12 protein-coding genes are annotated in these 13,959 nt (G+C 37.5%); 8 read left to right on the forward strand and 4 right to left on the reverse strand.

Annotated features, from left to right (window positions below):
- Positions 1-177 precede the first annotated feature (177 nt).
- Both N3I35_07495 and N3I35_07500 read left to right on the forward strand, forming a co-directional pair.
- Complete coding sequence (locus N3I35_07495; protein MCX8129925.1) at positions 178-450, forward strand: spore coat protein; 273 nt, start codon at positions 178-180, stop codon at positions 448-450.
- Between the two features lie 15 nt (positions 451-465).
- A complete protein-coding gene (locus N3I35_07500) occupies positions 466-627 on the forward strand; it encodes a hypothetical protein (protein ID MCX8129926.1) in 162 nt (53 codons plus the stop codon).
- Positions 628-671: 44 nt separating this feature from the next.
- Here N3I35_07500 and N3I35_07505 read toward each other — a convergent pair whose 3' ends face one another.
- Positions 672-854 carry an alpha/beta-type small acid-soluble spore protein gene (locus tag N3I35_07505; GenBank protein ID MCX8129927.1) on the reverse strand — a complete coding sequence of 61 codons (183 nt, stop codon included), beginning with the start codon at positions 852-854 and terminating at the stop codon, positions 672-674.
- Between the two features lie 352 nt (positions 855-1,206).
- Here N3I35_07505 and uraA point away from each other — a divergent pair, with 352 nt between their 5' ends.
- The gene (gene uraA / locus N3I35_07510) at positions 1,207-2,511 is read left to right on the forward strand and encodes a uracil permease (protein MCX8129928.1); all 1,305 of its coding nucleotides are present in this window, start codon (positions 1,207-1,209) and stop codon (positions 2,509-2,511) included.
- A 330-nt stretch (positions 2,512-2,841) separates the two neighbouring features.
- The gene (locus tag N3I35_07515) at positions 2,842-3,600 is read left to right on the forward strand and encodes a 4Fe-4S binding protein (GenBank protein ID MCX8129929.1); all 759 of its coding nucleotides are present in this window, start codon (positions 2,842-2,844) and stop codon (positions 3,598-3,600) included.
- Positions 3,601-3,631: 31 nt separating this feature from the next.
- On the opposite strand, the gene N3I35_07520 is transcribed toward N3I35_07515, so the two are convergent.
- Entirely contained in the window at positions 3,632-4,852 is a 1,221-nt protein-coding gene (locus tag N3I35_07520) for a glycosyltransferase (GenBank protein ID MCX8129930.1), read from the reverse strand.
- A 342-nt stretch (positions 4,853-5,194) separates the two neighbouring features.
- Positions 5,195-6,784 (reverse strand): FapA family protein, encoded by a 1,590-nt coding sequence (locus tag N3I35_07525; GenBank protein MCX8129931.1) that lies wholly within the window; start codon positions 6,782-6,784, stop codon positions 5,195-5,197.
- Between the two features lie 204 nt (positions 6,785-6,988).
- Between N3I35_07525 and N3I35_07530 the strand changes: the two genes are divergently transcribed.
- The 4 genes from N3I35_07530 (at position 6,989) to N3I35_07545 (ending at position 13,233) form a co-directional block, all read left to right on the forward strand.
- Positions 6,989-8,185 (forward strand): D-alanyl-D-alanine carboxypeptidase, encoded by a 1,197-nt coding sequence (locus N3I35_07530; GenBank protein MCX8129932.1) that lies wholly within the window; start codon positions 6,989-6,991, stop codon positions 8,183-8,185.
- Between the two features lie 76 nt (positions 8,186-8,261).
- Positions 8,262-10,034, forward strand: a complete 1,773-nt coding sequence (locus tag N3I35_07535) for a B12-binding domain-containing radical SAM protein (protein ID MCX8129933.1) — start codon at positions 8,262-8,264, stop codon at positions 10,032-10,034.
- 30 nt (positions 10,035-10,064) lie between these two features.
- Positions 10,065-11,780: a DNA polymerase/3'-5' exonuclease PolX gene (polX, locus tag N3I35_07540; GenBank protein ID MCX8129934.1), complete on the forward strand. Its 1,716-nt coding sequence runs from the start codon at positions 10,065-10,067 to the stop codon at positions 11,778-11,780.
- A gap of 85 nt (positions 11,781-11,865) precedes the next feature.
- Positions 11,866-13,233, forward strand: a complete 1,368-nt coding sequence (locus N3I35_07545; GenBank protein ID MCX8129935.1) for a TrpB-like pyridoxal phosphate-dependent enzyme — start codon at positions 11,866-11,868, stop codon at positions 13,231-13,233.
- A gap of 72 nt (positions 13,234-13,305) precedes the next feature.
- Here N3I35_07545 and N3I35_07550 read toward each other — a convergent pair whose 3' ends face one another.
- Positions 13,306-13,773: a flavodoxin domain-containing protein gene (locus N3I35_07550; GenBank protein MCX8129936.1), complete on the reverse strand. Its 468-nt coding sequence runs from the start codon at positions 13,771-13,773 to the stop codon at positions 13,306-13,308.
- Positions 13,774-13,959: the final 186 nt, after the last annotated feature.

Genomic DNA, 13,959 nt, shown 5'->3' on the forward strand with positions numbered 1-13,959 from the left:
GCGTCAGATGTGTATAAGAGACAGGAACAGTATTAACTTCATTAAGAGCTGTGCCGAAATGAGTACAGACCCCCAGGTGCGTAATCTTTGCCAGCAGATGGCAGCAGACCATCAGAACGATTTGCAGACGCTCATAAAACATATTAATACCGCTAATATACAGTAAGGAGGAGAAAAATGAAAAACTTGTCAGATAAGGATATTCTCAATGTTTTATTGGATCAACATAAACACAGCGCTTCATCAATGACCAATATGATACTCGAAAGCAACAATCAGTTCCTGAGAAATGACGCTACAAACATACTTACTAAAGTATTCCAGCACCAGAAGCAAATATATGATCTGATGACCCAAAAGGGCTGGTACCAGGTCCAGAACGCAAGCCAGCAGGATGTCAGCAGAGCTCAGCAGGACGTAAGCAATATTCAATCATCGACGAGTATGTAATAGGAGGTTTGCATTATGGTATGTAAAGACTGCAAAAGCTTTAAGCCCGATAAGAATTTTGAAGCCGGAAGGGAACTTTCACCCGAAATCAAATCAATAAAGGGCAAATGCGATGTAAACAATAATGAGTGTTTGGCAGGCGACAAGTGCGGCTGCGGCGGTTTCGCCAAAAAATAAAAATAGCAGGAGAATTTCTCCTGCTATTTTTATATTAATTACTATTACTGATTGTTGTAGTTTTTGCCAGTGTAGGATTCGAATACCTTCTTAACGATATTTCCACCTATTCTACCAGCGTCTCTAGCAGCGAGGTCACCGTTGTAACCCTGCTTTAAATTAACGCCTACTTCTTTAGCTATTTCATACTTCATGTTTTCGAATGATGTTTTGCTGTTGTTTGCCATGATATCACCTCCTTAATAATTATTGTTTCTAAAATATCTTCTAATATAAGTAGAAAGATTTGGCTTAAAGATGTGAATTTTTTGTCGAAATTTATGTGGACTATTTTTCCTCTTTGTGGTATAGTGTAAGAGAAAATAAAATTTGAATACAGTGAAACTTTTAAATTAGCCCTGTGAGGCTGGTAAAGTTTATTCTTTGTTATTTTTGGGAGACAAGCTTCTTACCGGTCGTAGGTATGGAGCTTTTTTTATGGGATTTTTATTGTATTTCATATATGGACAATTCTCGGAATATTTTTTATTGAGACTTGTCAGTATATTAAGTAAATAATAAATAGGGGGAAGGTAAATTATGCAAAGAAAAGTAATACAGGTTGAAGAAAAAGTGCCACTACTCCAAGGTTTACCTCTTAGTTTTCAGCATTTGTTTGCAATGTTCGGTGCATCAGTTTTAGTTCCGTTTTTGTTTAATTCATGGGCGGGCAAACAGGTAATAGACCCTGCTCTTGTTTTACTCATGAACGGTATAGGAACCTTGATTTATTTGTTTTTGTGTAAAGGGAAGGCGCCAGCATTTCTAGGTTCCAGTTTTGCATTTTTGGCTCCTGTAAGTGCGGTTTTATCAATCTCAGGAGATAAAGAACTAAACTTTTCAAAAGCGTTAGGAGGTTTTATACTGGCTGGCATAATATTCTCAATTACTGCACTGATCATAGGTGCTGTAGGGACTAAATGGCTTGGTGTAGTATTACCTCCTGCAACAATGGGTCCTATAGTTGCTCTGATTGGACTTGAACTTGCAGGTATTGCAGCAGGGAATGCGGGATTACTCCCTGACCCGAAAACAGGGCTTTATGACTCAAAAGCAGTTATTATATCAATAGTCACACTTGCTGTGGTAATACTTGGCTCCCTTTTATTCAGAGGCTTCCTTGGCGTAATTCCCGTACTATTTGCTGTTGTTGCCGGATATGCGCTGTCAGCAGCTATGGGATATGTAAAAACAGAAGCAATAACAGGAAAAGATTGGTTTGTTATCCCTCAATTTGTTTTACCTACTTTTGATTTCAATGTAATGCTGATAATTGCACCTGCTGCGCTGGTTGTAATATCAGAACATATAGGCCATTTGTTTGTAACAAGCAATATAGTAGGGCGAGACCTTGCTAAAGACCCTGGCTTGCACAGGTCCTTACTCGGAGATGGATTATCAACCATCTTGTCCGGTTTCTCCGGTTCTGTTCCAACTACTACCTATGGAGAGAACATGGGTGTTATGGCTATAACAAGAGTATACAGCGTATGGGTTATAGGTGGCGCTGCCGTTATTTCCATAATACTTGCTTTTATTGGAAAGCTTTCAGGTGTAATTTCCAGTATACCGGGTCCTGTTATGGGCGGCATTACAATACTACTGTTTGGTGTTATAGCTGCTTCAGGTATAAGGATGATAGTAGAAGCAAAGGTGGATTACAGCAAATCAAGAAACCTTATACTCACAGCTGTTGTATTTATCGTTGGTTTAAGTGGAATATCAGTCAAACTAGGTGATGTTCCTTTAAAGGGCATGGCTCTCGCAACAGTTGTAGGAATGGCATTAAGCTTGATTTTCTACATTCTGGATAAGCTGAAGTTGACAAACGACAGTGCGGCATAAATATGGAAGATGACAGTTCAACAGTATAAAAGTTGCTTCTGTTATTTAGATGCTAAAATGCTAAATATAAAAAAACTTTTATGATATGCTTTTAAAGCAAACTATAGTTGTTTGTAAAAGAAAAGGAGTCCGGTTGCTTTCCGGATTCCTTTTTGTTGTGCTAAAAAACATATTAAGGTATGATTTATATCACAGAATTCAATTCAAAAATGAAGTATAATCTGGGTATAGGTTTGATGTTTCTAAAATATAAAATACATACAACAGGCTCATTGAAATGTTAAATCTGAAGACAAACAAAACAGAAAAATTTTGAGGAGGAAAAATATTATGGCAGTGAGAAAGATTATTAAAATAGATCAAGAAAAATGTAATGGATGCGGATTGTGTGTGCCGAACTGTGCAGAAGGTGCGATTCAGATAATTAATGGAAAAGCGAAGCTTGTAAAGGATTCATACTGTGATGGTCTTGGAGCATGTCTTGGACATTGTCCTATGGATGCATTACACATAATTGAAAGGGAAGCGGAAGATTTTAATGAGGAAGAGGCATTGGAGTTTGTGAAAAAAACTAAGGGAGAATCAACGCGTGATACAACTGTTCATCATCATGGAGTGGGAGGTTGTCCGGGAAGCAGAATGAGAATGTTCGGAAAAGATAGTGTAAGCACACAGAAGGCTTCAACTGTGGAGAATAGCGATATTGAAATCAAAATCAAGCCTCAGCTCAGGCAGTGGCCAGTACAACTAAGCCTTGTGCCGGTGAATGCACCATACTTTGAAAATGCTGACCTGCTAGTAACAGCAGACTGTGTTCCTTTTGCCTACGCAAACTACCATTTGGATTTATTGAAGGGTAAAGTTGTTGTTATCGGCTGTCCAAAGCTTGATGATATACAGTACTATACAGAAAAACTCACAGAAATAATTGACGGCAACAGTATTAAAAGCATAACAGTTGCCCACATGGAAGTTCCTTGCTGTTCGGGCATTGTAAGGGCTGTAGATATGGCTACGGAGCGTTCGGGAAAATCAATACCTGTTACCAAGGTTAGAATCACCATCGATGGGGGAGCGGAATACAGATAAATTAAAACCCGGCAGAATTGCCGGGTTTTGTTTAATGTTTACCTGCTTTTTGTACAAAGCTCCGGATGCTGTCAATTCTCCTGAACTTTTTCCGTGGGAGATGGGAAACTACTGTCTCTCCCTTTTCTATGTTTAAAAGAAAATTGACAATTTCCCCGGCGATATCGGGGTTTCTGAAATTTCTCTGTGATTCCCTGATTTGCTTCAACATTTTTGCATTATCTGTAAGAAGGCCGCTTACTACTTTCTTAAGATTCTTAAGTTCTTTACAGACTACACCGAGGTTATATTTTTCCGCGTATCCGGGGTTTCCCTCTTCTTGGCCAGGGAGAGCACCTGTTATTACCATTGGAGTATTGCATAGAACTGCTTCCATCATAACATTAGGGCTACCTCTAACAAAGGTGATGTCTGACTCAAGCATGAAGTCTTGTACATTTTCTACAAAGCCGAATATTTCGACTCTATCGTTGTATTTTTCCTTGAGTGTCAACTCCAGCCTGGTTTTTAGCATTTTATTACGGCCGGCAATGATTTTTACTCTGCAGTTAAAATTTTTCAGTAGGATTTCTGCAACTCTTCTCATGTTGCCCACGCCTTCTCCACCACTCATAATCAAGCAATTAATCGGGATTTCTGTAAAATCCTTTTCAAATAAATCATGCTTAATGGGTTTATCCTGTTTTTTAAGCAAGTGATCACAGAATTTTTCTCTGCTGGGAAAGCCTATGACCCTTAGCTTAGATTCTGGTACACCGAACTCAAGACACTTATATTTTGATTCAATTGTGGGACAAATAGTATAATCAGCTCTGGGATCAGCCCATAAGGGAGTTATTGTAACCAGGTCAGCAATTAATACAACAAAAGGTATATTGAGTTTGTTTTTCTTCATTATATTTAGTAATGATCCGTTAAAATTTGCATGGACACAGATAATCAAGTCAGGCTTTACTTCTTGTATAAGCTTCAGGAAGCTGTCACGGACTGAGATTTCCATAAACTCATTCATCAGCACGGGTGTTCTTATAGCTATATCCCAGAAAATTTTCCATAATTCCTTTGCATTTCTGGTAACTGATCCATAAAGTTTTCCTATTTTTAAACCTACATTTCCACCAAGAGCAAAACCATCAACTACATGAACTTCCACACCGGCATGTTTTCTGAATTGTTCTTTCAAAGAGTCGGTAATGCTTTTATGCCCGTGCCCTGTATAGTCTGAAGAGATTATAAGTATACTTTTTTTCATAAAACCTCCTGACTATGGTTTATATTTATAATAAATTCCGTGTTCTGAATTTCTTTATCTGCTCTTTTCAGTAAATATAGCGCTTATAAAGTTTATACTATAATAATTATGTCCTTCAGCTTTTCTTTTTATTATGGTTAACATCTAATAACGGGAATAGTAATTTTGAGTATGGAAAATAAATAAAGTCTGGTATCTAAATAAAATCATAAAGAATCATAGATTATTTATAGCATAAAACATAAAAAAACCTGTTGATTAAACAGGCAAAAATTCAAAACCAGGGTAGAATATTTGAAAATTATACAAATTGTAGTAATTTTAGAAAAGCTAACAACTGAATTATGTGTGCTTCAGTTCTCCATCCTGATAATAGTATATTGTTGGAAGTGTGACAGTCGTGATTTCAAAGATACTTTTCCTGATGTGTAGTGTACAGTTGGGGTAGGCTTTTTTTGTTATGTTTATTTCGCCTTCTCCACGTGCTTTCAAATACCCTGCGATATCTTTCTTGTTTTCTTCCAGTTCTTTGATTTTGTCTTTGATGTAGGTCATTCTTTCATAATTCTCATTGTATTCTTTCCTCTGAAAAGGGTTTAACTGGCCATGTCCGTCAAAGTGAGCCAGAAGCTGCTTGATCTTTTGCTGTTCAGCTTTCAATGCATTTATTTTACTAAATATTTCCTGCAATTCTTCATTTAGAGCATCCCGGTTAAAACCGGTTACTTCTATTACTGTCTTTTTCTCCATTTCAGAACCGGCTATAGGTACGACTACACGTATTTCAGCCGAGATATTACCGCCGATTATATGTCCGCCTGAAGAATCTATTATTACTTCCTTCGCCTTTAAAGTGCTGTTTATACAGTAAAATCCTATATGAATAGTACCTCCGCAGTTAATAGTAGTATCGTCAACAAATTTTGTGAAGACGTTTTTTGCCGCTTTTATTTCTACGTGGCCTTTTGAAGCAATACCGCCTTTAATGAAAATACTGCCATGGGTACTGGTAATTCCTTTAACGTTTCCAAGACCCAACTGTCCGTTAATTTCTATATCCTTAGTAGCCTCTACGTAAAAACCGTCAGTTACTGTTCCTTTTATAGTCACATAGCCGTCAAACTTTATGTTTCCTGTTTTAAAATCAACATCACCATCTATTTCCAAATGATTTGAGACCATGATCTTATCGCCGCAGTAGCTTACAGCGCCATTGATCTTTGAATACAGAGTAGTTATATTGTTTTCCGATATTTCCATAACCGAATTTTTATCATAGTTCAAGTTTATATTTTTACCATCTAAAGATTTGATGGGTTCGCCTTTTATGTTTGTTCCAGGAACACCTTTGGTTGCTTCCAGTCTTTCACCCAGCCAGTCTCCTGCTTTGACCCTGTTAATAAGCCGAAGTTCATAAAAATCAACCGTACCGTCCTTGTTGATTTCGGGTTTGGAGTCTTCGAGCTTGTACATTTTGATAACAGAATCGTTTCCTTTTATAGGAGGTATCCCTTTGGCTATCAAATAACGTTTGGCGCTATGAATTTCATTCATGAAAAAATCTTTTGTAACCCCTGTAATTATTCCAGCTTGGGCGATTTTTGCGTCTGTTTCCCTTATTAGGTTTTCCCTGTTCTTAATATCGAGTTCTTCCTTGGTCATATTATATGTAATGTACGCTTCAAGGCAATCACTTGAGAAATCTATGACAATCCTCTCTTTTAGCATCCCGATTTTCTCTGCAGGATGAGGTGCTGAATTTAGGATGGATTTAACTGCATTATAATTTGAGATACTGATTTGAGGGTGTGATATCAGTATGGAATTGAGGTGGTCAAAAGAGCAACCTTTCTTTAATGATTCCATGTATATATCGTTGTTCATTGAGCTTATTTTTATGAACTCATCGATAAAGATTATGTTGTCACCCATATGACACCCTCCTTTCCTTAACACACTATTCTATAGTAAGGAACTCAATTGACATTCACTATATATATCGGCATTTTCCACACCGGATTTAATATGTTTGTATACTAGATTGATCTTGGTGGTCAAAATCAATAAATCTACTTATAAACTCATAGATAAGCTCATATATTTCTATATGTATTTTGAATAAAGGAAGGCGTAGCTATGTCAAAAAAGAAGATTTTACTTAACTTATGCTGTTTATTGATAGTCAGTTTGCTTTTATCATCAAGCATCTATGCTGATGATATTTATGAAGGAAAGCCAAGTATGCCAACATTTTCAAGCAATGTCAACGATGTTGGTTCAAAAGTGCCAAATATTAATGCAATGGCTGCAATAGTAATAGATACTGAAAGCGGAAGAGTGATATATGAAAAAAATGCATATTCTAAAAGAGCAATAGCAAGTACAACAAAGATAGTTACAGCTATACTTGCATTAGAAAATGGAAATTTAGACGATGAAGTTACAGTAAGCAAGAGGGCAGCAAGTGTATGGGGCTCTACTATCAAACTGAAAGAGGGTCAGAAGCTTAAGCTTCGGGAGTTATTATACGGACTCATGCTGAATTCTGGAAATGATGCTGCTATTGCTATTGCAGAACATATAGGCGGGACCGTAGAGAATTTTTGTGAAATGATGACTAAAAAAGCACATGATCTGGGGGCAAAGAACAGTTCCTTCAAGTCACCCCATGGGCTCGATATGGACGGACATTATTCTACTGCATATGATCTGGCTGTAATAGCGCGGTATGCACTAAAGAACAAAACATTCTCAAATATTGTAAGAACTCAAATTGCGAGTATACCCGGGCGAAACCTGCACAATACAAACGAAATGTTATATGCTTACCAGGGCGCTGACGGGGTTAAGACAGGATATACTGGCAAGGCAGGGAGGTGCCTTGTGACTTCTGCCACGAGAAACAACTGGCGGATTATCTCTGTTACACTGGGGTCTCCAACAAGAAATGCAAGGGCGCAAAGTAGTAAAAGCATATTGGATTATGCATTTGAAAACTATAAATTGCACAAGCTTATTTCAAAGGCAGAAAGTGTTGCAGTTTTACCTGTAATAAAAGGTTTGCAGGAAAGTATCCCTGTAAATGCAAGCAGAAGTATTAAACTTCCTTTAAGGCAGGACGAAATGGATGCTTTGGTAAAAGAAGTAAACATCGGACAGGAGAAGCTGAAGGCTCCGGTAAAAGCTGGTACAAGGATTGGTAATATCAGATACGTCTTAAACGACAAGGTTATTGCTGAATCACCTCTGGAAATTGGTTCGGACGTAGAACGCAAGGGAATACTGGATTATCTGTGCGGGATTTTTACAGAATGGCTGAAACTTATGGAATGATAAATATATGATTGCCTTGATTATTTTATATGTGTTTTATATAATGTCCTCGAGGCTGGTAAGATGAGAGGAAAATATGAAAACACTTATAGTAGCATTGAATTCAAAATATATACATTCTTCACTTGCACCGTGGTATTTGAAAGCCAGTTGTGGGGAGGAACCGGGTGAAATCACCATAAAGGAATTTACCATCAATGACAGTATTGATTCCATATTGTCTGATATTTACCGGGGAAAAGCTGATCTGGTAGCTTTTTCGTGTTATATCTGGAATATTGATATTGTTTTGAAGATTGCAGAAAATCTCAAAAAGATTTGTCCCGGTATAAAAGTAGCTTTGGGAGGGCCTGAAGTATCTTTTGATTCAGTTCAAATACTGGAGAGGTATACATTTATTGATTATGTGATTATTGGAGAAGGAGAAAGTGTATTCAAACACTTATTGATTGCGGAAAAATTTGATAAAAGAGATGGGCTGTATGGGATTAAAGGCTTGACAGCAAGAATAAACGGAAAGGTTTATTCGAATACGGAATATCAAATGATAAACGATCTGGACTCCATTCCTTCCCCATATACTTCAGAAATGATTTTTTCCCTGAATAAGAGAATAGTCTACTATGAGTCTTCAAGAGGATGTCCTTTTTCATGTACCTACTGTCTTTCATCTACCTTTGACGGGGTTAGGTATTTTTCGATGGACAGGGTGGAAGAAGATTTAAACCGGTTAATTGAGGCTGGAGTTGCCCAGATTAAGTTTGTTGACAGGACATTTAACTGTAACAGGAACAGAGCAAAACAGATATTTAAATTCATAATTCAGAAAAGTAGATCCGGGATTAAGACGAACTTTCATTTTGAAGTGGCAGCAGATTTATTTGATGATGAAATGATTGAGATTCTGAAAAATGCACCGGAAGGACTTATTCAGTTTGAAATCGGTGTACAGACAACAAATGAGGAGACTTTTGAAGTAATAAACAGAAAAACAAACCTTGTTAAGTTGTTTGAGAATACAAATAGGTTGAAAATGTTGGGAAATATTCACATTCATATGGATTTGATTGCAGGACTGCCTGGCGAAGGGATGAACTCCTTTAAAAATTCCTTTAATGAGGCTTATAGTATAAAACCACATCAATTGCAACTGGGATTCCTGAAATTGCTGAAGGGTTCAAGTATCAGGGAAAGAGCCGGTGAGTATGACTATATTTTTAAGGAGTATGCCCCTTACGAAATTCTCTCCAATAAGTATATTGGATTCAATGAAATTCTTTCTTTGAAGGAACTGGAGGAAATGGTAGAGAGATACTACAATTCAGGGAGATTTATTCACATTTTGGAATATATTATGAATAGATTGTTTATGTCAGCCTTTGAATTTTATGAGCATTTGTCAGCATATTACAGAACAAAAGGGTTTATGAACAAACCTCCATCAAGCAGGACTCTTTATAGCATCCTTTATGATTTTCTAAAGGATATAGCTCCGGACAGGAAAGGATTTATAAATGAGATCTTAAAACTGGATTTTTTGTCTTCTGATAATTCTAATAATCTTCCTGAAGGTATAGAAAGAGAAGTTATGCAGGGATTCAAAGAATGGTGCTTTGATTTTTTAAAGAGTGAGCAGAATATAAGTCTGTACTTGCCTGATTTTAAGGGAGTACCGCCAAAACAAATATATAAATCAGTGCATTTTGAGATTTTTAGTAAGGATGTTTTAAGCGAACTTGGTATCAGTGATCTTAACCGGGGAAAATACGTAGTATTATTTAACTACAGTAGACGGAGCAGAGTAACTGGCCTGTATGAGTTCAAACCTATTATGGAGAGTTACTTATAAAGGAATTTATAGCTTTTACCGGAGGCTTTTATGGATAAACATGAAGTGAGTACGATACTTAATAATATAGGGACACTTTTGGAAATAAAGGGAGAAAGCTTTTTTAAATCAAAAGCTTACTATGATGCGGCAAGGACAGTGGAGCTACTGGAAGAAAACCTGGAAATATTGATTAATGAAAACAGACTGAAAGGGATTAAAGGTATTGGTGAGGCTTTATGTAGTAAGATCACAGAACTCGTAACGACAGGAAAGCTGGATTATTATGATAAACTTAAGGAATCAATACCTGGTGGTCTCATGGATATGCTGAAAATATCAGGTCTTGGACCGAAAAAAATCTGGACAATATATGAAGAATTGAAGATCACTACCATAGGTGAACTCAAATATGCTTGTGAAGAAAACAGGCTAGCCAAACTTCCGGGTTTCGGACAAAAAACACAATTGAAGGTACTTGAGGGTATAGAGAATCTGGACAAGTATACAGGACAATATCACTTTCCTCATGCAAAGAGACTTGCAGATGAAATCCTGGCTGACTTAAGAAAAAATGAATCGGTTATCAGATGCAGTGAGGGAGGGAGTCTCAGAAGAAAAAAAGAGATTGTCAAAGATATTGACATACTTGTAAGCAGCAATGACAGTGATAAAGTAATGGATTTATTCACATCTCATCCTTTAGTAGAGAGGGTAACGTCAAAGGGTGGGACAAAATCAAGTGTAATACTTTCTACAGGGATAAATGCTGATATAAGAGTTGTTTCAGATGAAGTGTACCCATATGCGCTTCATCATTTTACAGGGAGTAAAGAGCATAATACTGCTCTCAGACACATTGCAAAGCAAAAAGGGATAAAGGTTAATGAATATGGCCTCTTCAAGGGTGATACACAAGTAAATTGTTCATCTGAAGAGGATATATTCAAGGTATTCGGCATGTCCTTCATACCGCCTGAATTACGGGAAAACAACGGAGAAATTGAGGCTGCCGGAAAAGGATTGCTTCCGGAACTTGTGAGAACTGAAGATATAAAGGGAATACTACATGTGCACTCAGAATACAGTGATGGGGCAAATTCCATTTCAGAGTTGGCAGAATATTGTATGGAAAAAGGGTATGTCTATATGGGAATCACTGACCATAGTGAGACGGCATATTATGCCGGAGGATTGAGGCTTGATAATATAAAGAGGCAGCATGAGGAAATTGACAGACTTAATTATAAGTATAAGGGCTTTAAGATTCTTAAAGGGATAGAATTGGACATACTGCCTGACGGAAGCGTTGATTACAACGATGAAGTATTGTCCTGGTTTGATTTTACTATAGCTTCTGTTCACTCGTCCTTTAATATGGAAGAGGATAAGATGACAGACCGTGTAATAAAGGCAATGAAAAATGAACACATTAAAATTCTTGGGCACCCCACAGGGAGAATTTTGCTTGCACGGGAGCCATTCAGGATAAATCTTGATGAAATAATCAAAATTGCAGGTAAATGCGGAGTAGTACTTGAAATTAATGCAAATCCACACAGACTTGATCTGGATTGGCGTTATTGTAAAACTGCAAAAGAGGCGGGATGTAAATTTGCTGTTTGTCCAGATGCTCATAGGCTGGACGGCATAAATGATATATATTACGGGATAAATGTTGCGAGAAAAGGATGGCTTACCAGGGAAGATATAGTTAATTGTACGGATATTGATACTTTACTAAACATACTGAAGAAACCTTCCTAAATTTTATATTGCTATAATACTGATTTTTTATTAAAATAACAATCAGCTACCAATATTTTGTGAGGAGATGAGTTAGGTGAGTAAGTTGAGTAAAAATGAGGTAACAAAAATCCTGCTTGATGAGAGTGAAATACCTAAACAGTGGTACAATGTTATTGCTGATATGCCAAATAAACCGGCTCCTTTTTATAGTCCTGCTACAGGAAAAATTGCCACTCTTGAAGAGATGAGCGTAATATTTCCCAAGGAATTGATTTTACAGGAAATGGCCACAGATAGGTGGGTTGATATCCCAGTTGAAGTAAGGGAAATGTACAAGCAGTGGAGGCCATCTCCTCTATATAGAGCAAGGGGTCTAGAAAAACTTCTGGATACTCCGGCAAGGATATATTATAAATATGAGGGAACAAATGCTACAGGCAGTCATAAATTGAATACATCCCTGCCTCAGGCGTATTACAATAAAGAAGCAGGAATAAAGCGTCTTGCAACAGAAACCGGTGCAGGTCAGTGGGGGAGTGCATTGAGCCTCGCCTCCAGCCATTTCGGTCTTGAATGTACAGTATATATGGTAAAAGTAAGTTATCAGCAAAAGCCGTACAGACGCTCATTCATGCAAACCTTCGGGGCGGAAGTGATAGCCAGTCCAAGCAGTCTCACAAACTGTGGAAGAGGTATTCTTGAAAGTGATCCGGATTGTACAGGCAGCCTTGGTATAGCTATAAGTGAAGCTGTAGAAGATGCAGCAACTCATGCAGATACAAATTATGCACTTGGAAGCGTTCTGAACCATGTATGTATGCATCAGACGATAATCGGACTGGAAGCTAAAAAGCAGCTTGAGATGGTAGATGAATATCCGGATGTTATTTTTGCATGCTGCGGAGGCGGAAGTAATTTCGCCGGCATAACATTTCCTTTCCTCATGGATAAGTTCAAGGGACAAAAGGTAAGAGCTGTGGCAGTTGAACCTACAGCATGTCCTACATTGACAAAAGGTATATTTGCATTTGATTACGGTGATACTGCAAAGGTGGCACCAATAACAAAAATGTATACTCTCGGTCATGATTTTGTACCCGCAGGTATACATGCGGGCGGATTAAGATACCATGGGGATTCACCTATAGTCAGCCAACTGTACCATGACGGACTGATAGAAGCGCAGGCGTTTGGACAGAAAGCCGTATTTGATGCAGCGGTTATGTTTGCACGTTCTGAAGGGATAGTGCCTGCTCCCGAATCTTCACATGCTATAAGAGCTGCTATAGATGAAGCTTTAAGAGCTAAGGAAGCCGGTAAGGAACAGGTTATACTCTTTAACCTCAGTGGACACGGTTATTTTGATTTTGCAGCATATGACAATTATTTCAGTGGAAAGCTAGATGATATTGAGTATTCAGAGGACTCAGTTAAAGCAAGTATGGCTAATCTACCGAAAATAGAAGAATAAAAAATTAGATAGAAAATAATGGCCTGCACAAATTGTGGGCCATTATTTATTCATAATCAGCTTTTCTTAAACTTAAAATAATTTGCAGAATTCTTCAACCATTTCTGTAATCTTCTTTTCACGACTTTTATTCTTCCAATTAGCGATTCCCGTACTGCAGACGGTTCCTCTTTTTTGTCCGCAAGCTTTTCTGAACTGTGTAATTGCCCGGTTTCCTCCCATCCATTGGTAGGGGAAGAATTGTGTGACAAAACAAATTAATTTTTTATCTTGCAGCGATACCAATTGCTCCAAATAGACTCTCATTACCGGAGATAGAGAAAAACCTCTTACTGGTGCGCCAAATATCAAGGCATCATATGGACTTATATCAGGGTAAATCTCGATTTTAAAATCCTTCATATTAGGTTGTTCGCCGCCAGTCAGCTTAATTTGCTCAAGGTTGACTACATGCCCTGCTTTTGTAAGGCTGTCATGGAGTTTTTGGGCAATAGAAAAGGTATTGCCGGTAAAAGAATGGATTATTATACCGATTTTCATGGTAACCTCCATGTTTTTATTTAGTGAAAAGACTTAGTCTGTTAAATAACTATTTATATTTATGTATTATATAAAACTTTTAGCAGTTTTGAAAGATATTTGTTGGGGACACTTCTATGTTGGGGACACTTCTCAAAAAAGAGATAATTTACAAAATAACTTTACCGAACAAGTGTTCTGTGATAA

This window comes from Clostridia bacterium (assembly GCA_026414765.1).
GTDB lineage: Bacteria > Bacillota > Clostridia > Acetivibrionales > DSM-27016 > SKW86.

Coding starts and splice junctions, on each gene's coding strand:
- N3I35_07505 (MCX8129927.1), bottom strand. CDS start 854: ATGGCAAACAACAGCAAAACATCATTCGAAAACATGAAGTATGAAATA.
- N3I35_07550 (MCX8129936.1), bottom strand. CDS start 13,773: ATGAAAATCGGTATAATAATCCATTCTTTTACCGGCAATACCTTTTCT.
- uraA (MCX8129928.1), top strand. CDS start 1,207: ATGCAAAGAAAAGTAATACAGGTTGAAGAAAAAGTGCCACTACTCCAA.
- N3I35_07515 (MCX8129929.1), top strand. CDS start 2,842: ATGGCAGTGAGAAAGATTATTAAAATAGATCAAGAAAAATGTAATGGA.
- polX (MCX8129934.1), top strand. CDS start 10,065: ATGGATAAACATGAAGTGAGTACGATACTTAATAATATAGGGACACTT.
- N3I35_07500 (MCX8129926.1), top strand. CDS start 466: ATGGTATGTAAAGACTGCAAAAGCTTTAAGCCCGATAAGAATTTTGAA.
- N3I35_07495 (MCX8129925.1), top strand. CDS start 178: ATGAAAAACTTGTCAGATAAGGATATTCTCAATGTTTTATTGGATCAA.
- N3I35_07530 (MCX8129932.1), top strand. CDS start 6,989: ATGTCAAAAAAGAAGATTTTACTTAACTTATGCTGTTTATTGATAGTC.
- N3I35_07525 (MCX8129931.1), bottom strand. CDS start 6,784: ATGGGTGACAACATAATCTTTATCGATGAGTTCATAAAAATAAGCTCA.
- N3I35_07535 (MCX8129933.1), top strand. CDS start 8,262: ATGAAAACACTTATAGTAGCATTGAATTCAAAATATATACATTCTTCA.
- N3I35_07520 (MCX8129930.1), bottom strand. CDS start 4,852: ATGAAAAAAAGTATACTTATAATCTCTTCAGACTATACAGGGCACGGG.